The organism is Streptococcus sp. S5 (assembly GCF_034134805.1).
In the GTDB taxonomy this organism is placed as follows: Bacteria; Bacillota; Bacilli; order Lactobacillales; family Streptococcaceae; genus Streptococcus; species Streptococcus lingualis.
The window spans coordinates 1,166,387-1,187,959 of record NZ_CP139419.1; the positions used below are offsets into that span (position 1 = coordinate 1,166,387).

Genomic DNA, 21,573 nt, shown 5'->3' on the forward strand with positions numbered 1-21,573 from the left:
GTTTGATATAATAAATGAGACTACAGATGGGACTGGGGCAGGAATGATTTTCTTTGAAAATGATTTCGTCTCGCTCCCTCTTTTCTGTGTGATCAAGGTTATTATTTATGGAAAAGGAGAATCATCTATGCTATATATTTGGTCTTACTTGAAAAAGTATCCCAAGTGGCTAGCCCTGAATCTATTTTCAGCGGTCCTGTTTGTTATTGTCAATTTGGGCTTGCCAACGATTCTAGCTCGCATGATTGATGAAGGGATTAACCCGCGTGATGTGGATCGGCTGTATTTCTGGGGCTGGGTCATGTTTGCGATCATTTTGCTTGGGATTGTGGGGCGGATTATCTTGTCTTACGCGGTTGGTCAACTAACGACCACCATGGTCCGCGATATGCGCAATGACCTCTATGCTAAGTTACAGGAGTACTCGCATCACGAGTATGAGCAAATCGGGGTATCGTCATTGGTCACTCGCTTGACTTCGGATGCCTTTGTTTTGATGCAGTTTGCGGATTCTATGTTGAAGATGGGGGTCATCACACCCTTGATGATGGTTTCCAGTGTTCTCTTGATTCTGACAACTAGTCCTTCTTTAGCGTGGATTGTAGCGGTATCAGTACCATTTCTTGCTGTCGTCGTCTGGTATGTAGCAGTTAAGACACGTCCACTTTCCGAGAAGCAACAAAAGACCCTGGACCATCTTAATCAATTTGCACGTGAAAATTTGACTGGACTTCGTGTGATTCGTGCCTTTGCCCGTGAAGAATTCCAGGAAGAGAAATTTGCGGCTGAAAATGCAGTCTACGCAGAAAACTCGAATAAATTGTTCAAACTAACTGGTTTGACAGAGCCCTTATTTGTGCAGATCATCATTGCTATGATTGTGGCGATTGTCTGGTTTGCTTTGGATCCTCTTCATGACGGTAGTTTGAAAATTGGGGATCTGGTTGCCTTTATTGAGTATAGCTTCCACGCGCTCTTATCTTTCCTCTTTTTAGCCAATCTCTTTACCATGTATCCTCGGACTGCGGTTTCTAGCCGGCGTCTCAAGGAAATCATGGACATGCCCATTTCGATCGATCCAAATGAGAATGGTGTAACAGAAACAGCATCTCGTGGCTATTTGGAATTTGACAATGTCACCTTTGCTTATCCAGGTGAGACGGAGAGTCCAGTTCTCCATAATATTTCCTTTCAAGCCAAACCTGGCGAAACCATTGCCTTTATCGGCTCGACCGGTTCTGGGAAATCTTCACTTGTGCAGTTGATTCCTCGATTCTATGATGTCACCCTAGGGAAGATTTTGGTCGATGGTGTGGATGTCCGTGACTACAATCTGAAAGCCCTTCGCCAAAAGATTGGTTTTATTCCACAAAAGGCCTTGCTCTTTACGGGAACCATTGCTGAGAACCTTCGTTATGGGAAAGAAGATGCCTCTGTACAAGAGCTAGAACAAGCGGCTGAAATTTCCCAAGCCAAGGAATTTATCGACAGCCGTGAGGAACGCTTTGATACGCATTTGGCAGAAGGTGGTAGCAACCTTTCAGGTGGTCAAAAACAACGCTTATCCATCGCTCGTGCCGTTGTCAAAGATCCAGATGTCTTTATTTTTGATGATTCCTTCTCTGCCTTAGACTACAAGACGGATGCCACTTTGCGGAAACGTCTCAAAGAAGTTACAGGAGATGCGACCGTTCTGATCGTAGCGCAACGTGTGGGAACCATTATGGATGCGGATCAAATTATTGTCTTGGACCAAGGGGAGATCGTCGGTCGAGGTACTCACGATGAATTGATGGAAAGCAATGAGATCTATCGTGAAATTGCCAATTCGCAGCTCGATAGTCCATCGTTGACAGAAGAATAGAAAGGAGAAGCAGATGAAACAAGAACAAAACAGTTTTAGTAGACTATGGACCTATTTGAGAGCCTATCGCTTGGAAGTTTGCTTGTCCATTTTCTTAAAAATTCTAAGTGTCGTCATGAGTGTTGTCGAACCTTTTGTTTTGGGGCTTGCCATTACTGAGTTGACAAAAAATCTCATGGATATGGCAAAAGGCCTTGCAGGAGCTGGACTTAATACCTCCTATATCGCGATCATTATGACGCTCTATCTATTCCGTGGGGTCCTCTATGAGTTGGGATCTTATTATTCCAACTATTTCATGACCAATGCTGTTCAAAAGACCGTTCAGGACATGCGAAATGATTTGTCTCATAAAATCAACCACATTCCTGTTTCTTATTTTGACCGGCATCAGTTCGGGGACTTGTTAGGTCGTTTTACTAGCGATGTCGAAACTGTCTCGAATGCCTTGCAACAGTCCTTTTTACAAATCGTTAATGCCATCTTTACCTTGCTTTTTGTCATCAGCATGGTCTTATACTTAAACATCCAGCTGGGGCTAGTGGTCATCTTGTCCATTCCGATCACTTATTTCAGTGCTCGATTTATCATGAAAAAATCTCAACCTTACTTTAAAGAGCAGGCAGATGTTTTGGGGGCAATGAACGGCTTTGTGCAAGAAAATTTAACAGGTTTTAATGTCCTTAAGCTCTACGTCCGGGAAAAATCTTCTCAGGAAGAGTTTCATGATATTACCCATCACCTTCAAAAGGTAGGATTCAAGGCTAATTTCATTTCCGGCTTAATGATGCCGATTTTAAATGGGATTTCAGATTTGACTTATCTCATTATCGCTTTGTTTGGTGGCTTGCAAGTGATAGCAGGTCGTTTGACTGTCGGGAATATGCAGGCCTTCGTTCAATATGTTTGGCAGATCAACCAACCAATTCAAAACTTGACCCAATTGGCAGGACAGCTACAAAGTGCTAAGTCGTCTCTAGATCGGATTTTCCAAGTCATGGATGAACCAGATGAAGTAGCAGATGTGACAGAAACCCTTTCTGGAGATTTGACAGGGCAAGTCAGCTTTAAAAACGTTGATTTCCAATATGTAGCGGACAAACCCTTGATTCGTGATTTCAACCTAGAAGTCAAGCCAGGTGAAATGGTGGCCATTGTCGGACCGACTGGAGCAGGGAAAACAACCCTGATTAATTTGCTGATGCGCTTTTATGATGTGACTGCAGGATCGATTACAGTGGATGGTCATGATATTCGTCATCTATCTCGCCAAGATTACCGCAAACAATTCGGAATGGTGCTTCAGGATGCTTGGTTATATGAAGGAACCATCAAAGAAAACCTTCGCTTTGGTAATCTCGAGGCAACGGATGAGGAAATTGTGGAAGCTGCAAAGGCAGCCAATGTCGATCACTTTATCCGGACGCTTCCCGGTGGTTACAACATGGAAATGAACCAGGAGTCTAGCAATATTTCTCTAGGGCAAAAGCAACTCCTAACCATTGCGCGTGCGCTCCTGGCCGATCCTAAAATCTTGATTTTGGATGAAGCGACGTCTTCTGTCGATACGCGTTTAGAGCTCTTGATTCAAAAAGCGATGAAGAATTTGATGAAAGGCCGGACTAGCTTTGTCATTGCTCACCGCTTGTCCACCATTCAAGAAGCAGATAAAATCCTTGTCCTCAAAGATGGCCAAATCATCGAGCAAGGAAATCACCAATCCTTGTTAGCAGATAAAGGATTCTACTATGAGCTCTACAATAGCCAATTTTCAAATAAAAAAGCGGAATAAGCTCGTGTCATCAAAAGAGGTTTGAGAAAGCATTCTCAGTCTCTTTTTTCTTACTCACTTTTATTACTACATAAAAAGGTTAACATTTCTGCAACAAATTGATACAGAATATTCACACAATTCACCTTGTTTGTCATGATAATTTTTATTAGGATAGAATCGTTGTAAAAAATAAAAGGAGAAATGTGTGATGAATCATTTAAACAAAGATATCGTTTTTGGCATTCGCAAGTCTAAACTTGGAGTCTTTTCTGTCGTGATTGCGATCATGGGGGCTTGTTTTTTAACTGGACAATCTGTGGCAGCTGATCAAGTTGGAGAGCAGGCACAAGTCCAAACACAAGGGCAAGAAGCGACAACCTCTGATCCCGCAAGCTCTCAAGTAGATACCAGCCAATATGGAGCATCTATGCCTTACACCCGTTATGAAGCAGACAAAGGGAACCTCCTTGGAAAGGCAGAGGTAGAGCAGTCTCAAGATAGTCACTCAACAGCTATTGAAGCTTCTGATCAGACTTATGTCGCTTTAAAAGAAAAAGGAGATGGTGTTTCCTTTAAGGGCAATGAGCCAGCCAATGCCTTAACTGTACGCTACACAGTGCCAGATGGAGCCAGTGGACAACTCGATGTACAGGTGAATGGTCACAGTGTTCAACAATTGGACCTTTCATCTACGTCTAACTGGCAGTACTTGAATGACAAAGGTGTTCATGATAGTGCCCAGGAGGATACACGCGCTCGGTTCCAATTTGATGAAGTACACAGCCTTCTTCCAGGACTTCAGCTTCAAAAAGGAGATGTGGTTTCACTGGTGAAAAACAGGTCAGATGACGTCCATTATGGTCTTGACTTTGTGGAATTTGAGCAAGCTCCAGACCCGATTGCTCAAGGGGACAATGCTATCAATATTGTATCTAAAGGAGCTACGCCAAACGACGATACTGATGACAGCCAGGCCCTCTATGATGCGATTTATGAAGCTAAACAAACCGGAAAGAATGTCTATATCCCAGCTGGGCGATTTAATCTCAATCGAAAAGTCGGTATCGATGCTTCTGATATGAAGATTTCAGGGGCTGGTATCTGGCATACCCAACTGCATTTCACTAGCGACCAAGCTGGTGGCGGTGGTTTTGACTTCCTTCACCAAGATAACCATGTTGAATTTAGCGATGTCTATCTGTCCTCCAACCTTCGTTCACGCTATGGTGAAAATGCTCAGTACAAGGCTATTTCTGGAACGCCAGGGAAGAACTCTCATATTCACGATATATGGGCCGAACATTTTGAAGTCGGCATGTGGATTGGCGATTATGCTGGAAAAAATGATATGAAGTACACAGATGGTCTAGTAGTAGAAAATGTCCGTTTGCGAAACAACCTGGCTGACGGAGTCAACTTTGCCCAAGGTACTAAGAATTCGATTGTCCGCAATTCTAGTATCCGTGGGAATGGAGATGACGGACTTGCCAGCTGGTCAAGTATTGCGGATGGAACAGAATCAGCAGTAGCAGAAAATAATAAATTTTTGCACAATACGATTGAACTCGGTTGGCGCGCTGGAGGTGTGGGAATCTTTGGTGGAAAAGGCCATGAAATTGCCTACAATCGGATTAAAGACAATATCGGTGATGCCGGAATTCGCTTGACAACTGTCTTTAAGGGCCATAACTTTGATCTGAATGAAGAAGGAATTCGGGTTCACCACAATCTCTTGGAGCGTACAGGAACGAAGAGTGATATCTACAACAAGCATCGTGGATCGATTGATGTTGAAACACGCTATGGAGATATTAAAAATGTCACCATTGAGGACAATGTATTTGTAGCGCCATTTGATACAGGTGTGACCGATCACCTCAATCCAAATGGAGGTATCCTAAACCATGTAGAAGTTAGAAACAATCAGACAATAGCGCAACTCACTCAAGCGACTGAAGGAGGAGTGTCTGCCTCCGCTTCAAAACCAGTTGGACAAGTCTTGAAAGTGAAAGAAAAACCCCTTCAAGTAAGCGCAGTGAAAGCTTCCCTTCAACCATCAAAAGTTCAACCGTCTAAAAAACAAACTGGTCTGAATCTTAAACAAGCAAATACAGTCACCAAAACAGTCAAACCTAACTATGTCTTGAAAGCAACAAATTCCAAGCAAAAGAGCTTTTTGAAAGCTCCGAGTGCTTTGTTCCTTTACCGGATGATGGGGTTAAGTCAAACGGTTTAAGAAGGATGGAAATCCTGGATACAATTCCAGGATTTTTTGCTTGCTGCTAGTCCTTCATTGACAGTGAGAAGGCATATCGGTATACTAGGTATAATCTAATTAGGAGGCCTCCATGATGATTCGACCCGTTCAGCTCAGCGATGCAGCAGCTATCCGAGCGATTTACCAACCTTATGTGACAGAGACAGCCATTACCTTTGAGGTTGATGTGCCGACTGTCCTGGAATTTGAAAGACGAATCGCAAAAACGCTGACCCAATTTCCTTATTTGGTCGCAGAAGTGGATGGGAAAGTTGTGGGGTATGCCTATGCCTCGACCTATTATGCACGCGCTGCCTATGATTGGACCACTGAATTGTCTATTTATGTCGCAAAAGAGGCGCGTGGACAAGGGATTGGATCGGCTCTTTATACTGCCCTAGAAGAGGAGTTGCAAGCACGAGGCTACTTACGCTTTCTGGCTTGTATCGCAGTTCCGAACGAAGCGAGCATTTCCATGCATGAAAAGCGGGGCTATGTTCAAGTGGCTCATTTCCCAAAGATTGGCTATAAGTTTAACAAATGGCATGATATCGTCTGGATGCAAAAGACCATCGAAGGGCCAGTGAGAAAAATTAAGTAAGAGCTGTTAAGGAGTAGTAGCTAAATAAAATGAAAACTCCATATCACTTGAAACAATCCATAAATAATTCAGCATAGAAGATGTTTTTATACGAAAGAGGTTTTTATGACTCAAGAACAAAGTGCTAGGCTGTTACCTCAAAAGCCCTCCAGATGGGCCAAAATTCTACTTAACCGAAAGGTTCCCATTCTCCTGTTCTTCTTACTGGAATTGGCCTTTCTTGTCTTTTCATATCTCAGCCTACAAGAGCATTTCCCATCCATTATCTTATGGGAACACTTGTTGAGTGTCTTTACCTTCTTTTACTTGCTCAATCGTTCCATGGATTCTCGTTCCAAACTGTCCTGGGTGATTATCATTGCCCTCTTTCCAATTTTTGGGACGGCTCTGCTTTACTTTTCGTTAGCTGATTTGGGTGTGAGACGCTTGAAGAAGCGGCTTGAGAATGCTACAGTGCAGGCATCTGACTATCTAAGCACCGATCCAGAAGTTGCTGATTATTTATCCCAAAGTGATCGCCAATTACAGAAATTAGCTTATTTTTTGGAGCATAGTCCAGCCCAGTTTCCTATCTACAGCAACACAGAGGTTACCTATTTTCCACTTGGAGATGACATGCTACCAGCCTTGTTAGAGGATTTGAAAAAGGCGGAACGTTATATCTTCATGGAATATTTCATTATTGACGAAGGGATCATGTGGGGTGAGATTTTAGCTATTTTGGAGGAGAAGGCCAAGGCAGGTCTGGACGTTCGTGTCATGTTTGATGGGATGAATGAGATGACTACCTTGTCCTACGATTATATCGAGCGCTTGCACAAGGTTGGGATTAAGGCTCAGACCTTCTCACCAGTCAAGCCCATTCTATCAACCTATTACAATTACCGCGACCATCGAAAGATTACAGTGATTGATGGTCAAGTTGCTTACACTGGTGGCGTTAATATTGCTGATGAGTATGTCAATAAACGAGAACGCTTTGGTCATTGGAAAGACACGACCCTTCGCTTAGATGGTTCAGCAGTTCAAACACTGAAAGCTCTCTTTTTGACCATGTGGACAGTGACTGGAATAGAAGATAAAAGGGATATGGAGCGCTATCTACAAGAAAAACCTCAACAAAGAAAGAGTCAGGGCTTTGTACTCCCTTATGGCAATTCACCATTGACCTATCACAAAGTGGCTGAGGATGTTTATCTTCATTTACTGAATACATCGACCGATTATGTTCACATCATGACCCCTTATTTGATCTTGGATGACGAATTGGTTAGAGCTATGACTTTCGCGGCCAAACGAGGAGTAGATGTTCGGATCATTATGCCAGGGATTCCAGATAAACAATATGCCTTTGATATTGCGACGACCTATTTTAAAGTGCTCTTGGATGCTGGCGTCCGTATTTTCCGTTATACCCCAGGTTTTGTCCATGCTAAAGTTTATGTTTCTGATAGCCAACAAGCTGTGGTAGGAACCATTAATACAGACTACCGAAGTCTTTATCAAAATTTTGAAGATGGGGTCTATCTCTACAAAACTCTGGAAGTGCTAAAGATTGAAGAAGATTTTGAGAAAACCCAGGCTCTCTCAGAGGAAGTCACTCTAGAAAGTTTATCTAAAATGCCTATGGCTCATCGTCTGGGCGGTTATCTTTTTTCTCTGATTGGACCTTTGATGTAAAAAAGGAGGAATCATATGGATACAAAAATTCTTTTGAAATTGTTAGAAAACCAAGCTGATCCAGCGAAAGTCTCAGCAATGGAAGCTTATATGAAAAATAAATTCAGCTTTCTTGGCGTTCAAAAACCAATTCTCAAAAAGATTGAAAGAGAGTTTTTTAAACCCTTCATAAAGGATCCAATTGATTGGACTTTTGTGGAAGAGTGTTGGCAGCAACCTTACCGTGAGTTTCAATATATTGCTATGGATTATCTGGATAAAAAGAAGAAGGAGCTTAGACCTGAAGATTTTCCAAAGCTAAAGGAATTGGCTCAAACCAAGTCCTGGTGGGATAGTATTGATCAGTTGGACCGCATCATCGGAGAGATTACTTTCACATATCCAGAAACCAAACAGGTTATGCTGGATTGGAGTAGGGATCAGGACTTTTGGTTGAGGCGGATTGCCATTGATCACCAGCTTATGAGGAAAGAAAAAACAGATACGGATTTGTTAGAAAAAGTGATCCTCAATAATCTAGGTCAAAGCGAGTTCTTTATAAATAAGGCAATTGGCTGGAGCTTACGCAACTATTCCAAGGTCAATCCGGATTGGGTAGGGGCCTTTATCGACCGCTATCGAGATCAGTTGTCACCATTAAGCATTCGGGAAGGAAGCAAGTACTTACCTTCTTGACAGTTTGTGGATGTTCATGGTAAACTAGATTCATGCGATGAGTCGATTGGCTCCTTTGGAGCCTTTTGCGCTGAGGAGGTCTACATTCAATTGTAACGCAGGAGCGGACCTTGAACAGTTGTGTGAACCTGCTGTTCTCACCGAAAGGTGCCTCAAATCCTGGTCTTCGGATCAGGATTTTTTTGTTTCCTCAAAGAACCGAAAACTATTATAATACAGTTGCTACAAAGTTATGTTGGTGTTATAATATAGTAAAGTGCCTAGGTCAGAAAGGAGTGGAGTTGATTGGGAGATTTCTATCATTCTAATGATTCAGCATCTACAGACTATTCGCATAAAATTGAGGAGCTTGAAAACTCTAAACAATTTCAGGATGCCATCGGATTGATCCGAGAACAGATGAAGAACAATCTTAAGTGGAATGTTTTGCGATCCTTTGGTATTATTTGCGCCATACTGTCTCTCATTTTATTGCGTTTTGCAGCTATTCCTTTGATCCTTTTAGTTGTTGGTTTGTATTATTGGCCACAATATAAAAAACGAAAAGCCTTGTTTGGGGATCGAATTCGTTCGAACGATGAGATCTATCTTGATGATATCCTTTCGCCTGTATTAAAGGAAGTTTTTCCTCGAGCTTCGATCAAAGAGGACGGTTCCATCCCTTCTGAAGCTCTCTCGCATTTATGTCCTCGGTCGACTGATTTTCTATGTTTCAAAGAACTATCGTTTCATGATGACAAAGAGCTAACGGTGTCAAATCTCTATGCCCATCATACGGAGACTCGTTACCGGACATCTAATGGACATACGAGGACGGAACATGTGGAAGTTACAGATTTCCTTGGACAAGTGTTCTCTTTATGTCTACCGATCAATTTCTCTGGTCATCTTCGGGTGGTTCCGACCAAGAAATCATTTCTTTTTAAGAGGGAGGTGAATGGGGTTTATCCTGGAGCCAGAGGAGATGAAGTTCAGATTGAAACCGAGGATATTCGCAATAACGAAAATTACAATATCTACTGCACGGATGAACTGTCTGCCCGTAAATTTCTCACCCCTAAGATGTTGGAATGGTTTGATCGACAAATTTCTCAAAATGCCATGTGTGTATTTTTGAAAGACAAGAAACTATTTATTTCTTTGTATACCGATCGCTATATCTTTCCGACGCCCCAAAAACCAGAAGATATTGATCAACTATCTTTGGTATCTGAATATCATAAATTATGCAGAGAACTAGCTTTAATTAAAGAAATAACAGCAATTTTTGAAGGAGAAGCATCATGAATCTCATTATCGGCTTAATCATATTTGTTGCCCTATTGGCTATTTGGTTTATTAGTGTAGGAAATCGTCTCAATCGCTATCTAGTGACCATTGAAGAATCAAAGAGAACGGTCGATATCGTTCTCGTAAAACGCTATGATACCATTTCGGAAATGCTAAAAGTAGCCAAAGCTTATGCCAAACATGAGCAACAGATTTTCACTGATTTAGTTGCTTTACGCCAAGGAGCAACTATTCAAGAATCCAACCAAGTCATTACCAATCAAAATGATGTCTTGGCACAAATTCGTGCAGTGGGTGAAAACTATCCAGAGCTCTTGTCTTCTAACCAATTCTTGGCCCTACAAAAGGAAATTGCTGACGAAAATGAAGATCTTGCTGCAGCGAAGCGAATTGTTAACAGTAATGTCAGCCACATCAATCAAGAAATTGTTTCCTTTCCAGCGTCTATCGTAGCAGGTGTAAAGGGGATCCATCAAGTTCCATTTCTTGCTGAAGAAACACAAGGTAAGAAAGATTTAAGTGATTTGAACTATGACCTGAATTAAAGAGCTTTTATGATAAATAACCATTAAAAATCCTGGTCTTAGAATCAGGATTTTTTCCTACTGTTGGTACTTTTCATTTATGCCAAAAAATTGTATAATGGTACAAATACTCAATTTTTAGAAAATTTTGAAAGAGGATTTACTATGGGATACACAGTTGCTGTTGTCGGTGCTACAGGTGCCGTTGGTGCTCAAATGATCAAAATGTTGGAAGAATCTACTCTTCCAATCGATAAAATTCGCTACCTTGCGTCAGCACGTTCTGCAGGAAAAGTCTTGCAATTTAAAGGGCAAGACGTGACCATCGAAGAAACGACTGAAGATGCTTTTGAAGGCGTTGATATTGCTCTTTTCTCAGCTGGTGGTTCAACATCTGCCAAATATGCACCTTATGCGGTAAAAGCAGGCGCAGTAGTGGTTGATAACACTTCTTATTTCCGTCAAAATCCGGATGTCCCATTGGTAGTTCCTGAAGTGAATGCACATGCTCTTGATGCTCACAACGGAATCATCTCTTGTCCAAACTGTTCAACAATCCAAATGATGGTCGCTCTTGAGCCAGTTCGTCAAAAATGGGGCTTGGACCGTATCATCGTATCTACTTACCAAGCTGTTTCAGGTGCCGGTATGGGAGCTATTCTTGAAACCCAACGTGAGTTGAAGGAAGTCTTGAATGATGGGGTCAACCCACGCGATGTCAAAGCTGAAATCTTGCCTTCAGGTGGTGATAAAAAACATTACCCAATTGCTTTCAACGCTCTTCCACAAATTGACGTCTTCACAGAAAATGACTATACTTACGAAGAAATGAAGATGACAAACGAGACTAAGAAAATTATGGAAGACGATAGCATTGCCGTGTCAGCAACTTGTGTGCGGATTCCAGTCTTGTCAGCTCACTCAGAGTCAGTCTACATTGAAACAAAAGAAGTGGCACCAATTGACGAAGTGAAAGCTGCTATTGCAGAATTCCCAGGTGCAGTCCTTGAAGACGATGTCGCTCACCAAATCTATCCTCAAGCAGTCAATGCTGTCGGTTCACGTGATACATTCGTCGGACGGATTCGTAAAGACTTGGATGCTGAAAAAGGAATCCACATGTGGGTTGTTTCAGATAACCTCCTTAAAGGAGCTGCTTGGAACTCAGTCCAAATCGCAGAAACTCTTCACGAACGCGGACTCGTACGTCCAACAGCTGAATTGAAATTTGAATTGAAATAGGGAGCGAAACAGAAATCAGTAACTCGAAGAGTTTGATTTCGTAGTTTCGCCCCCGCACAGTTGATTAGGAAGTACGAATGTTGCAAACATGAGTAGTTCCAATCAACCACTGCGTCAGGATTCAGAAATCAGCAACTCGAAGAGTTTGATTTCTTCCTCAGCTTTCTAACGAATCAACTTGTTTTATGAACAGATCTTGAGGCAAAGGCAAGCATGCCCCAGCCTCTTTCTTATATAGAGAAAGGTTTTTCAATGTCTTATAATGATTTAAAAGATTGTAAAATCATCACTGCATTTATCACCCCCTTCCATGAAGATGGAACCATTAATTTTGATGCTCTTCCTGCCTTGATCGAGCACCTCTTGGCTCATCATACAGATGGGATTCTCTTAGCTGGAACGACTGCAGAAAGTCCAACTCTGACCCACGATGAGGAATTGCAACTCTTTGCGGCCGTTCAAAAGATTGTCAATGGTCGAGTTCCTTTGATCGCTGGTGTCGGAACCAATGAAACCCGCGACTCGATTGAGTTCGTTAAAGAAGTGGATGCTTTTGGTGGCTTTGCAGCAGGATTGGCTATCGTCCCTTACTACAACAAACCATCCCAAGAAGGAATGTATCAACACTTTAAAGCGATTGCGGATGCATCTAATCTTCCGATTATTATCTACAATATTCCAGGGCGAGTGGTTGTCGAAATGACACCAGAAACCATGCTTCGTTTGGCAGAACACCCAAATATCATTGGGGTAAAAGAGTGTACAACCCTGGCTAATATGGCCTACTTGATTGAACACAAGCCAGAAGAATTTCTCGTCTATACAGGGGAAGATGGAGATGCTTTCCATGCGATGAACCTTGGGGCTGATGGAGTGATCTCAGTGGCTTCTCATACAAATGGAGATGAAATGCATGAGATGTTCCAAGCCATTGAACACAATGATATTAAAAAGGCTGCGGCTATCCAACGTCAATTTATCCCTAAAGTCAATGCTCTCTTCTCATATCCGAGTCCAGCTCCTGTCAAAGCTGTCTTAAACTATATGGGCTTTGAAGCAGGGCCAACTCGTTTGCCATTGGTGCCAGCACCGGCAGAAGAAGCGAAACGTATCATCAAGGTTGTAGTAGATGGGGATTACCATGCTACTAAAGAGATCATTACGGGAGTCCTTCGTCCGGATTATTAATAAAATTGTCATGAGGAATGTATGTCAGAGTTAGAAAAAACAGAGTTAGAAAAAACGGATTCAGAAAAATCAGAACTAGAAAAATTTAAAGAACGTCATGGTCTTGAAAAGTTAGATGGTGTGATGATCCATGATAAACCGACCATTAAAACAGGCGAAAAAGCTGGATGCATCGGCGCTCTCTTACTTTTAATTGGATTTGGTACAGGAATTATTTTATTGCTAGTTCATTTCATATTTGATTTCGATTCCAAGCTACTCAATCTTCTTTGGGAAACGGTAGCAGCTTTAGGATTTATTTTTAGTTTAGCAGGAGCTTTTCAAATTGGTCCCCTTACGATTCACCGCTACTCAAGAGAAGCCGACAAGGATAAACATTTTGAAATTGATAGAGCCTACAATCTCTATAATGTTCTCTATAAACCGACTAAAACAGTCCTTCTCCAATATGATAGTGACGAAGATCAGCTGATTGCTGTCAATGCTGGTGGTGAACTATTAGTGGAACTCATTAGAAAAGTAGAGATGGAGAAGTTACCTCTGAAGAAGATTTTGAAGACCTTCCGTTTGGATCATGTCTCTGACCATCTTTGGAGATTGACCTACAGCTATAAAAAAGAAGATGTGGTCATGGAAAAAAGTGATCGTTAGATTTTTTCATCCAATCATCTACTCTAAGTCCTGAAAAGAGCTTTGATTCTTGGCAAAAAAATTATATAATAAAGTAGTAGGTCTTCATTTCTTTCTAAGGGAAATGGAGTATTCATGAAAATTTAAACATAAAGGAGACTCCGATGGAAGTCATTAAACGTAGTGGAGAAGTGGTTGAATTCAACCCAGATAAAATTTACCAAGCTATTTTGAAAGCTGCGCAAGTTGTCTATGTTTTGACAGATGATTTGCGACAAAACCTAGCTCAAGTGACCAAGAAAGTTGCTATGGATTTGGATGAAGCTCAAGTAGAACGCGCAACCATCAGTATGATCCAATCATTAGTGGAACAACGCTTGCTGGGAGCAGGTTATATTACCATTGCAGAACACTACATTTCTTATCGCTTGCAACGTGATTTGGAACGGAGTGGCTATGGTGATCATATCGCCGTGCATTTGCATTTTGAGCAAATTCGCTAGAATACTAATAGAAGTTACTTCGGTAGCTTCTTTTTAGTATTTTTCTTAATCACAGTGATTTCAGAAAACATGGTATAATAGAAGAGATTGAACTGGAAAGGAATGGAGAACATGGCAACTATACAATGGTTTCCTGGACACATGTCCAAAGCTAGAAGACAAGTACAAGAAAATTTAAAATTTGTGGATTTTGTGACGGTTCTGGTAGATGCTCGTTTGCCCCTATCAAGCCAAAATCCTATGTTAACCAAAATTGTTGGTGATAAGCCTAAATTAATGATTTTGAACAAGGTAGACTTGGCAGATCCTGTGGCAACAAAAGAATGGCAGGACTATTTTGAGTCTCAAGGCATCAAAACCTTGGCTATCAACTCCAAAGAGCAATCTACGGTTAAGAAGGTCACAGATGCTGCTAAGAGCTTGATGGCCGATAAAATTGCTCGTCAGAAGGAACGAGGGATTCAGATTGAAACCCTTCGGACCATGATTATCGGGATTCCTAATGCCGGGAAATCAACTCTGATGAACCGCTTAGCGGGGAAAAAGATTGCTGTTGTTGGAAATAAACCAGGGGTGACCAAGGGGCAACAATGGTTGAAAACCAATAAAGACCTTGAAATCTTGGATACCCCAGGGATTCTCTGGCCAAAGTTTGAAGATGAAGAAGTGGCTTTAAAGCTCGCCTTAACAGGAGCGATAAAGGATCAGTTGCTTCCAATGGATGAAGTGACCATCTTTGGCCTTAACTATTTTAAAGAGCATTATCCAGCTGTTTTGCAGGAACGTTTTAAACAAATGGATCTGGAACAAGAAGCTCCTGAAATCATTATGGAAATGACCCAGAAATTAGGATTTCGTGAAGATTACGACCGTTTTTACCAACTCTTTGTTAAAGACGTCCGCGATGGAAAATTGGGACGCTATACGCTAGATCGCGTAGGGGAATTTGATGGCAACCATTAAGGAAATTAAAGAACAATTAGCAAGCATTCAGCGGTTAGACGATCCTTTATTGACTGAATTGGAACAGGATAGCCGATCTGGTGTGATCCAAGCGATCGCAAAGCGAAAAAAAGAAATCCAAAAACGTTTAGATGAAGATGAACGTTTGGAAAAAATGCTAGCCTATGAAAAAGAACTTTATACTCAAGGGATTCAGCTCATTGCAGGAGTGGATGAAGTGGGACGTGGTCCATTAGCGGGACCAGTTGTTGCAGCTGCCGTGATCTTGCCGAAAGCTTGTAAAATTCCAGGACTCAACGATAGTAAAAAGATTCCAAAATCAAAACACAAGGAAATCTATGAGGCTGTGCTCCAAAACGCCATTGCGATCGGAATCGGCATCAAGGATAATCAAGTGATTGACCAGGTTAATATCTATGAAGCTACGAAGCTAGCCATGAGGGAAGCCATTGGTCAGCTAGAGCCTCAACCCCAGCATCTTTTGATTGATGCCATGAGGTTAGATCTTCCTATTTCCCAAACTAGTATCATCAAAGGGGATGCCAACTCCTTATCCATTGCTGCAGCATCCATCGTAGCCAAGGTGACTCGGGATCAGATGATGGAAGAGTTTGATCGAAAATATCCGGGTTATGATTTTGCACAGAACGCTGGCTATGGGACAGCTAAGCATCTGGCTGGCCTCGACCAGCTGGGAGTGACCCCTATCCATCGGCGTTCGTTTGAACCCGTCAAATCAATGTGTGAGGATTAGGTTATGCTATTCACTATCGACATCGGTGGTACCTTTATAAAGTACGGTCTGATGGACGCAGACTATCAATTGGTTCATACAGACAAGATCCCAACACCACCTACGATTGAGGAGTTTTGGCAAGGATTAGAAGAAATCGTTACACCCGTAAGGGAAGAAATCGAGGGAATCGCCATTTCATGCCCCGGTGAGATCCAAAAGAGCCTTGGCTTTGTCTTGCGAGGTGGTCTCATTCCATATTTGCGCAGCATTCCTCTAGCAAGTAAACTCGAACAAACATTTCAAGTACCCGTCACTGTTCTCAATGATGGAGAAGCCGCTGGTCTAGCGGAAGCAAGGCTTGGTAATCTAAAAGATTGTCCATGTGGTGCGACCTTGGTCTTGGGGACAGGAGTAGGTCTCGCTCTTCTTTCTAATGGTGACCTATTGAGAGGATGGCAACTGACAGAATACATTCGGTCTATTGATAAGGCAGAAAGAACACCAGAAAATCGCCGCTTTCATCGTGAACTCTTTTTGCAAGGCATTTCCAATCTTTTGGAAAACACCGGTTCAGCTGTTCAATTTGTTGAGAAGGCTAGTCATATTTTAAACCTAGAAAAGGCAGATGGTATAGCTGTTTTCAAAGCTCTTGATCTAGGGGGCCATGAGGAGCTGATATCCTTGTTTCAAGAATATTGTCATGATATTGCAATTTTGATTTTTAATCTTCAATCATTGCTCCTGATTGAAAAAGTGACGATTGGCGGGGGCATTAGTAGTCAACCACTATTGATCGATGAGATCAGTCGACAATACCATGAGCTGCTCTCTCAAAAAGGGCATAAACAATTTGAGGCCTTGCCGATCCAAGCGGCTCGCTTCCATAATGAAAGCAACTTGATTGGTGCCGCATCTTACTTTTATTCTTCGACATATCAAAAAAAGTTCTAGAAATAGAGCTTTTTTCTTTTCTTTTTCGAATAAATAAGTGAGAGGAAGTAGAAGGTGACCATGGAGAAATTTGAAATCTTTAAATTAAAAGAAGCCGGTTTATCAAATGAGCAAGTCTTGAGAGTCTTGGACTACTGTAGGAAAGAGCAAGTCTTACCAAGCTTAGAAGAGATAGCGAGGATCGCTCGCTGTCGCAGTATCCTTCATTTTGTAGACAAATACCGGCAACTAGATGAAGACCATTTACACAAGGAGTTTGAACGGTTCCCATCTCTATCCATTTTTGATCCAGAATACCCTGAGGAATTGCTACAGATCTACAATCCTCCTGTACTCCTTTTTTACCAAGGGGATTTGCAACTGTTAAGCAAACCGAAGATTGCAGTTGTTGGAGCTCGAGAGACCACGCGAGAAGGGGTTCGTTCTGTAGAGAAGATAATTAAGGAACTTGGAAATGAACTGGTCATTGTTAGTGGACTTGCTAAGGGAATTGATGCGACAGCTCATTATGCCAGTATACGAAATGGTGGTAAGACCATCGGAGTGATTGGAACGGGACTGGATGTCTTTTATCCTAAAAGCAATCAGAGATTACAGTCCCATATGGGGGAACACCATCTGATCTTGAGCGAGTATGGTCCAGGGCAGGCACCACTTAAGTTTCATTTTCCTGAGAGAAATCGCATCATTGCTGGTCTCTGTCAGGCAGTGATTGTGGCAGAGGCGCGATTCCGTTCAGGCAGTTTGATTACTTGTGAGCGTGCTATGGAAGAAGGCCGAGACGTTTTCGCTATTCCAGGAAATATTTTAGATGGAAAATCTGCAGGCTGCCATCACCTAATTCAAGAAGGCGCAAAGCTTATCACATCAGGCCAGGACATTCTTGATGAATTGAAATACGAATTGTGATTTTCCTATAGGAGAAGTTCCTAGTTGACATCTTTCTTAAAATGTATTAAACTCAATGAGATTTATACAATACAGAGGGATAAAACGTGGTAACAAAAAAGAAAAGCAGTACAACCAAGAAAAATTTGGTGATTGTGGAGTCTCCTGCTAAGGCCAAAACAATCGAGAAATACCTTGGTCGTAACTACAAAGTCATGGCCAGTGTTGGCCATATTCGGGACCTGAAAAAATCAACCATGTCGATCGATTTCGACAATAACTATGAACCGGAGTATATCAATATTCGCGGAAAAGGTCCCTTGATCAATGATTTGAAAAAAGAAGCTAAAAAAGCCAAACAAGTCTTTCTCGCAAGTGACCCGGACCGCGAGGGAGAAGCTATTTCTTGGCATTTAGCGCATATTTTGAACTTGGATGCCAAAGAAAAAAACCGTGTGGTCTTTAACGAAATCACCAAGGATGCCGTTAAAAATGCCTTTAAAGAACCGCGCCAAATCGATATGGACTTGGTCGATGCCCAACAAGCCCGTCGGGTCTTGGACCGGATTGTAGGGTATTCGATTTCGCCTATTCTTTGGAAAAAGGTCAAAAAAGGACTTTCTGCAGGACGCGTGCAATCTGTTGCCCTCAAATTAATCATTGATCGTGAAAATGAAATCAATGATTTCAAGCCGGAAGAATATTGGACCATTGATGGCGTCTTTAAAAAAGGGACCAAGCAATTCCAAGCCAGCTTCTATGGGATTGATGACAAGAAGATGAAGCTCAACACCAATGAAGAGGTGAAAGCTGTTCTTGAGCGCTTAGATGGTAAAGATTTTACCGTTGAGAAGGTGGAAAAGAAAGAACGTCGTCGGAATGCGCCACTTCCATACACCACCTCTTCCATGCAGATGGACGCTGCCAATAAGATCAACTTCCGTACACGCAAGACCATGATGGTCGCCCAGCAGTTGTACGAAGGAATCAATATTGGCTCTGGTGTTCAAGGTTTGATTACCTATATGCGTACCGATTCTACACGGATCAGCCCAGTTGCGCAAAATGAAGCAGCTAACTTTATCGTGGATCGCTTTGGTGAGAAATATTCCAAGCATGGAAGCCGCGTGAAGAATGCTTCTGGTGCCCAAGATGCCCACGAAGCCATTCGTCCATCCAGCGTCTTCAATACTCCTGAGAGCATTGCCAAATACTTGGACAAAGACCAATTAAAACTCTACACTTTGATTTGGAACCGCTTTGTAGCTAGTCAAATGACAGCTGCTGTCTTTGATACTATGAATGTCCGTTTGGGGCAAAATGGGGTTCAGTATACGGCAAATGGGAGCCAGGTGAAGTTTGATGGTTATTTGGCTATTTATAACGACTCAGATAAGAACAAGATGTTACCGGATATGGTAGAAGGCGATATCGTCAAGCAAGTCAATAGCAAGCCGGAGCAACACTTCACTCAACCACCTGCTCGTTATTCTGAAGCGACCTTGATTAAGACCTTGGAAGAGAACGGTGTTGGTCGTCCTTCAACCTATGCTCCGACGATTGAGACCATTCAAAAACGCTATTATGTGAAGCTGGTAGCAAAACGCTTTGAACCAACAGAATTAGGGGAAATCGTCAATAAACTGATTGTTGAATTCTTCCCAGATATCGTCAACGTGACCTTCACAGCAGAGATGGAAGGGAAACTCGATGATGTCGAACTTGGAAAGGAAGAGTGGCAAAAAGTCATCGATGCCTTCTACAAACCATTCACTAAGGAAGTCGCAAAGGCTGAAGAAGAGATGGAAAAAATCCAAATCAAAGACGAACCAGCTGGTTTTGATTGTGAAGTTTGTGGTAGCCCGATGGTGATTAAATTAGGACGTTTTGGTAAGTTCTATGCTTGTAGTAATTTCCCAGATTGTCGTCATACTCAGGCCATTGTCAAAGAAATCGGCGTGGAGTGTCCTGAGTGTCATCAGGGACAAATCATCGAACGCAAAACCAAGCGGAATCGTATTTTCTATGGATGCAATCGCTATCCAGAGTGTGAATTTACCTCTTGGGATAAACCGATCGGTCGGGATTGTCCAAAATGTGGCCACTACTTAGTTGAGAAAAAAGTTCGTGGTGGCGGCAAACAAGTTGTATGTAGCAATGGCGACTACGAAGAAGAAAAAGTGAAATAAGCTTTCAAATAATTCAATGTCTATTATAACGGCAATTTTTATAAATGTCTGTTATAATAGACATTCGTTGGACAGGAAGGAAAAACCTACCTGTCTTTTTATTTGGCTTTTTGGTATAATGGAGCAAGTAGAAAATTAGAAAGATTTGTGGGTGTCAAAACAGTCCAGCAGGGTGTTTTGATACCCAAAGAGGTATTAGTGTCATGTCTCAATCTTATATCAATGTGATCGGTGCGGGCCTTGCTGGCTCGGAAGCGGCTTATCAGATTGCCCAACAGGGAATTCCGGTCAAGCTCTATGAAATGCGTGGGGTCAAATCCACTCCGCAACACAAAACAGACAACTTTGCTGAGTTAGTCTGTTCCAACTCTCTTCGAGGAGATTCTCTGACCAATGCTGTTGGCCTCCTCAAAGAAGAAATGCGTCGCCTGGGTTCTGTTATCCTTGAAGCAGCTGAAGCGACTCGTGTACCGGCCGGTGGAGCACTTGCAGTGGACCGGGAGGGCTTTGCTAACCAAGTGACGGAAAAGGTGTCCCAACACCTACTCATCGAAGTCATTCGCGATGAAATTACGGTATTGCCGACAGATGCCATCACAGTGGTCGCAACGGGGCCTCTAACTAGCGATGCCTTGGCAGAAAAGATCCATACCCTCAATGGTGGCGACGGTTTCTATTTCTATGATGCAGCAGCTCCAATCATCGATGTCAATACTGTCGATATGAACAAGGTCTATCTCAAGTCACGCTATGACAAGGGAGAAGCAGCCTATCTCAACTGTCCCATGACCAAACAGGAATTTATGGATTTCCACGAGGCCTTGGTCAATGCAGAAGAAGCCCCGCTCAACTCTTTTGAAAAAGAAAAGTATTTTGAAGGTTGTATGCCAATTGAAGTCATGGCCAAACGAGGCATCAAAACCATGCTCTATGGCCCTATGAAACCAGTTGGACTCGAGTATCCAGATGATTACAAAGGTCCACGTGATGGGGAGTTTAAGACACCCTATGCAGTTGTTCAGTTGCGTCAAGACAATGTGGCAGCTAGCCTTTACAATATCGTCGGCTTCCAAACTCACCTTAAATGGGGTGAGCAAAAACGGGTTTTCCAAATGATTCCAGGTTTGGAACATGCGGAGTTTGTCAGATACGGCGTCATGCACCGCAATTCCTACATGGATTCTCCAAATCTGCTGGAACAAACCTACCGTTCTAAGAAACAAGCTAATCTCTTCTTTGCAGGTCAAATGACAGGGGTAGAAGGCTATGTTGAGTCAGCTGCCTCAGGTTTGGTAGCTGGAATCAATGCCGCTCGCCTTTTCAAAGGAGAAGAAGCAGCGATTTTCCCAGAAACAACAGCTATCGGAAGTTTGGCTCACTATATCACCCATGCCGATAGCAAACATTTCCAACCCATGAATGTCAACTTCGGGATTATCAAGGAGCTAGAAGGACCACGCATTCGGGATAAAAAGGAACGGTATGAGAAAATTGCCGAACGTTCTTTACAAGATTTGTCTCAGTTTATGGAAAAATAACCCAATAAAGGAAAAAGTTTGGAGAAAATCCAGACTTTTTCTTCTAAAAATGGTATAATGAATAAAATTTAGAATATAGA

17 protein-coding genes and 1 pseudogene are annotated in these 21,573 nt (G+C 42.2%); 17 read left to right on the plus strand and 1 reads right to left on the minus strand.

Features of this window, described 5'->3' with window-relative positions; genetic code table 11:
• Positions 1-127 precede the first annotated feature (127 nt).
• The 10 genes from SM123_RS05495 to dapA all read left to right on the plus strand — a co-directional run bounded on the left by SM123_RS05495 (position 128) and on the right by dapA (position 13,095).
• Entirely contained in the window at positions 128-1,864 is a 1,737-nt protein-coding gene (locus tag SM123_RS05495; RefSeq protein ID WP_320909165.1) for an ABC transporter ATP-binding protein, read from the plus strand.
• A 13-nt stretch (positions 1,865-1,877) separates the two neighbouring features.
• Entirely contained in the window at positions 1,878-3,656 is a 1,779-nt protein-coding gene (locus SM123_RS05500) for an ABC transporter ATP-binding protein (protein WP_070673966.1), read from the plus strand.
• Positions 3,657-3,846: 190 nt separating this feature from the next.
• Positions 3,847-5,874 (plus strand): right-handed parallel beta-helix repeat-containing protein, encoded by a 2,028-nt coding sequence (locus SM123_RS05505; RefSeq protein ID WP_320909166.1) that lies wholly within the window; start codon positions 3,847-3,849, stop codon positions 5,872-5,874.
• Positions 5,875-5,986: 112 nt separating this feature from the next.
• Complete coding sequence (locus SM123_RS05510) at positions 5,987-6,496, plus strand: GNAT family N-acetyltransferase (protein WP_320909167.1); 510 nt, start codon at positions 5,987-5,989, stop codon at positions 6,494-6,496.
• A 105-nt stretch (positions 6,497-6,601) separates the two neighbouring features.
• A complete protein-coding gene (gene cls / locus SM123_RS05515) occupies positions 6,602-8,176 on the plus strand; it encodes a cardiolipin synthase (protein WP_320909168.1) in 1,575 nt (524 codons plus the stop codon).
• A 15-nt stretch (positions 8,177-8,191) separates the two neighbouring features.
• Entirely contained in the window at positions 8,192-8,851 is a 660-nt protein-coding gene (locus SM123_RS05520; protein WP_320909169.1) for a DNA alkylation repair protein, read from the plus strand.
• Between the two features lie 285 nt (positions 8,852-9,136).
• Complete coding sequence (locus tag SM123_RS05525) at positions 9,137-10,138, plus strand: DUF3137 domain-containing protein (protein ID WP_070846332.1); 1,002 nt, start codon at positions 9,137-9,139, stop codon at positions 10,136-10,138.
• Complete coding sequence (locus SM123_RS05530; protein ID WP_024055977.1) at positions 10,135-10,686, plus strand: LemA family protein; 552 nt, start codon at positions 10,135-10,137, stop codon at positions 10,684-10,686. Before SM123_RS05525 ends, SM123_RS05530 begins: the two co-directional genes overlap by 4 nt.
• Positions 10,687-10,830: 144 nt before the next feature.
• Positions 10,831-11,907 (plus strand): aspartate-semialdehyde dehydrogenase, encoded by a 1,077-nt coding sequence (locus tag SM123_RS05535; RefSeq protein WP_254732483.1) that lies wholly within the window; start codon positions 10,831-10,833, stop codon positions 11,905-11,907.
• Between the two features lie 252 nt (positions 11,908-12,159).
• Positions 12,160-13,095: a 4-hydroxy-tetrahydrodipicolinate synthase gene (gene dapA, locus SM123_RS05540; protein ID WP_049483556.1), complete on the plus strand. Its 936-nt coding sequence runs from the start codon at positions 12,160-12,162 to the stop codon at positions 13,093-13,095.
• Between the two features lie 8 nt (positions 13,096-13,103).
• Here dapA and SM123_RS10275 read toward each other — a convergent pair.
• Positions 13,104-13,151, minus strand: a pseudogene (locus tag SM123_RS10275) (hypothetical protein); the annotation flags it as partial.
• 738 nt (positions 13,152-13,889) lie between these two features.
• Here SM123_RS10275 and SM123_RS05550 point away from each other — a divergent pair.
• The 7 genes from SM123_RS05550 to trmFO all read left to right on the plus strand — a co-directional run bounded on the left by SM123_RS05550 (position 13,890) and on the right by trmFO (position 21,493).
• Positions 13,890-14,228: an ATP cone domain-containing protein gene (locus tag SM123_RS05550; RefSeq protein ID WP_003001449.1), complete on the plus strand. Its 339-nt coding sequence runs from the start codon at positions 13,890-13,892 to the stop codon at positions 14,226-14,228.
• A 111-nt stretch (positions 14,229-14,339) separates the two neighbouring features.
• The gene (gene ylqF, locus SM123_RS05555; RefSeq protein ID WP_254732486.1) at positions 14,340-15,191 is read left to right on the plus strand and encodes a ribosome biogenesis GTPase YlqF; all 852 of its coding nucleotides are present in this window, start codon (positions 14,340-14,342) and stop codon (positions 15,189-15,191) included.
• A complete protein-coding gene (locus SM123_RS05560) occupies positions 15,178-15,945 on the plus strand; it encodes a ribonuclease HII (protein ID WP_320909171.1) in 768 nt (255 codons plus the stop codon). Before ylqF ends, SM123_RS05560 begins: the two co-directional genes overlap by 14 nt.
• A gap of 3 nt (positions 15,946-15,948) precedes the next feature.
• On the plus strand, positions 15,949-16,878 hold the full coding sequence (locus SM123_RS05565; protein WP_201089147.1) for an ROK family protein: 930 nt from the start codon (positions 15,949-15,951) through the stop codon (positions 16,876-16,878).
• Between the two features lie 60 nt (positions 16,879-16,938).
• Entirely contained in the window at positions 16,939-17,787 is an 849-nt protein-coding gene (dprA, locus tag SM123_RS05570) for a DNA-processing protein DprA (protein WP_118398370.1), read from the plus strand.
• 86 nt (positions 17,788-17,873) lie between these two features.
• Positions 17,874-19,955: a type I DNA topoisomerase gene (gene topA, locus SM123_RS05575; protein ID WP_320909172.1), complete on the plus strand. Its 2,082-nt coding sequence runs from the start codon at positions 17,874-17,876 to the stop codon at positions 19,953-19,955.
• A 203-nt stretch (positions 19,956-20,158) separates the two neighbouring features.
• The gene (gene trmFO / locus SM123_RS05580; RefSeq protein WP_320909173.1) at positions 20,159-21,493 is read left to right on the plus strand and encodes a methylenetetrahydrofolate--tRNA-(uracil(54)-C(5))-methyltransferase (FADH(2)-oxidizing) TrmFO; all 1,335 of its coding nucleotides are present in this window, start codon (positions 20,159-20,161) and stop codon (positions 21,491-21,493) included.
• Positions 21,494-21,573: the final 80 nt, after the last annotated feature.

Bases quoted from the DNA above. Each gene is read 5' to 3' on its own strand.
- cls (WP_320909168.1), top strand. From the start codon at position 6,602: ATGACTCAAGAACAAAGTGCTAGGCTGTTACCTCAAAAGCCCTCCAGA.
- SM123_RS05520 (WP_320909169.1), top strand. From the start codon at position 8,192: ATGGATACAAAAATTCTTTTGAAATTGTTAGAAAACCAAGCTGATCCA.
- SM123_RS05530 (WP_024055977.1), top strand. From the start codon at position 10,135: ATGAATCTCATTATCGGCTTAATCATATTTGTTGCCCTATTGGCTATT.
- SM123_RS05535 (WP_254732483.1), top strand. From the start codon at position 10,831: ATGGGATACACAGTTGCTGTTGTCGGTGCTACAGGTGCCGTTGGTGCT.
- SM123_RS05560 (WP_320909171.1), top strand. From the start codon at position 15,178: ATGGCAACCATTAAGGAAATTAAAGAACAATTAGCAAGCATTCAGCGG.
- SM123_RS05505 (WP_320909166.1), top strand. From the start codon at position 3,847: ATGAATCATTTAAACAAAGATATCGTTTTTGGCATTCGCAAGTCTAAA.
- dprA (WP_118398370.1), top strand. From the start codon at position 16,939: ATGGAGAAATTTGAAATCTTTAAATTAAAAGAAGCCGGTTTATCAAAT.
- SM123_RS05495 (WP_320909165.1), top strand. From the start codon at position 128: ATGCTATATATTTGGTCTTACTTGAAAAAGTATCCCAAGTGGCTAGCC.
- SM123_RS05510 (WP_320909167.1), top strand. From the start codon at position 5,987: ATGATGATTCGACCCGTTCAGCTCAGCGATGCAGCAGCTATCCGAGCG.
- SM123_RS05500 (WP_070673966.1), top strand. From the start codon at position 1,878: ATGAAACAAGAACAAAACAGTTTTAGTAGACTATGGACCTATTTGAGA.
- ylqF (WP_254732486.1), top strand. From the start codon at position 14,340: ATGGCAACTATACAATGGTTTCCTGGACACATGTCCAAAGCTAGAAGA.
- SM123_RS05550 (WP_003001449.1), top strand. From the start codon at position 13,890: ATGGAAGTCATTAAACGTAGTGGAGAAGTGGTTGAATTCAACCCAGAT.
- SM123_RS05565 (WP_201089147.1), top strand. From the start codon at position 15,949: ATGCTATTCACTATCGACATCGGTGGTACCTTTATAAAGTACGGTCTG.
- dapA (WP_049483556.1), top strand. From the start codon at position 12,160: ATGTCTTATAATGATTTAAAAGATTGTAAAATCATCACTGCATTTATC.
- trmFO (WP_320909173.1), top strand. From the start codon at position 20,159: ATGTCTCAATCTTATATCAATGTGATCGGTGCGGGCCTTGCTGGCTCG.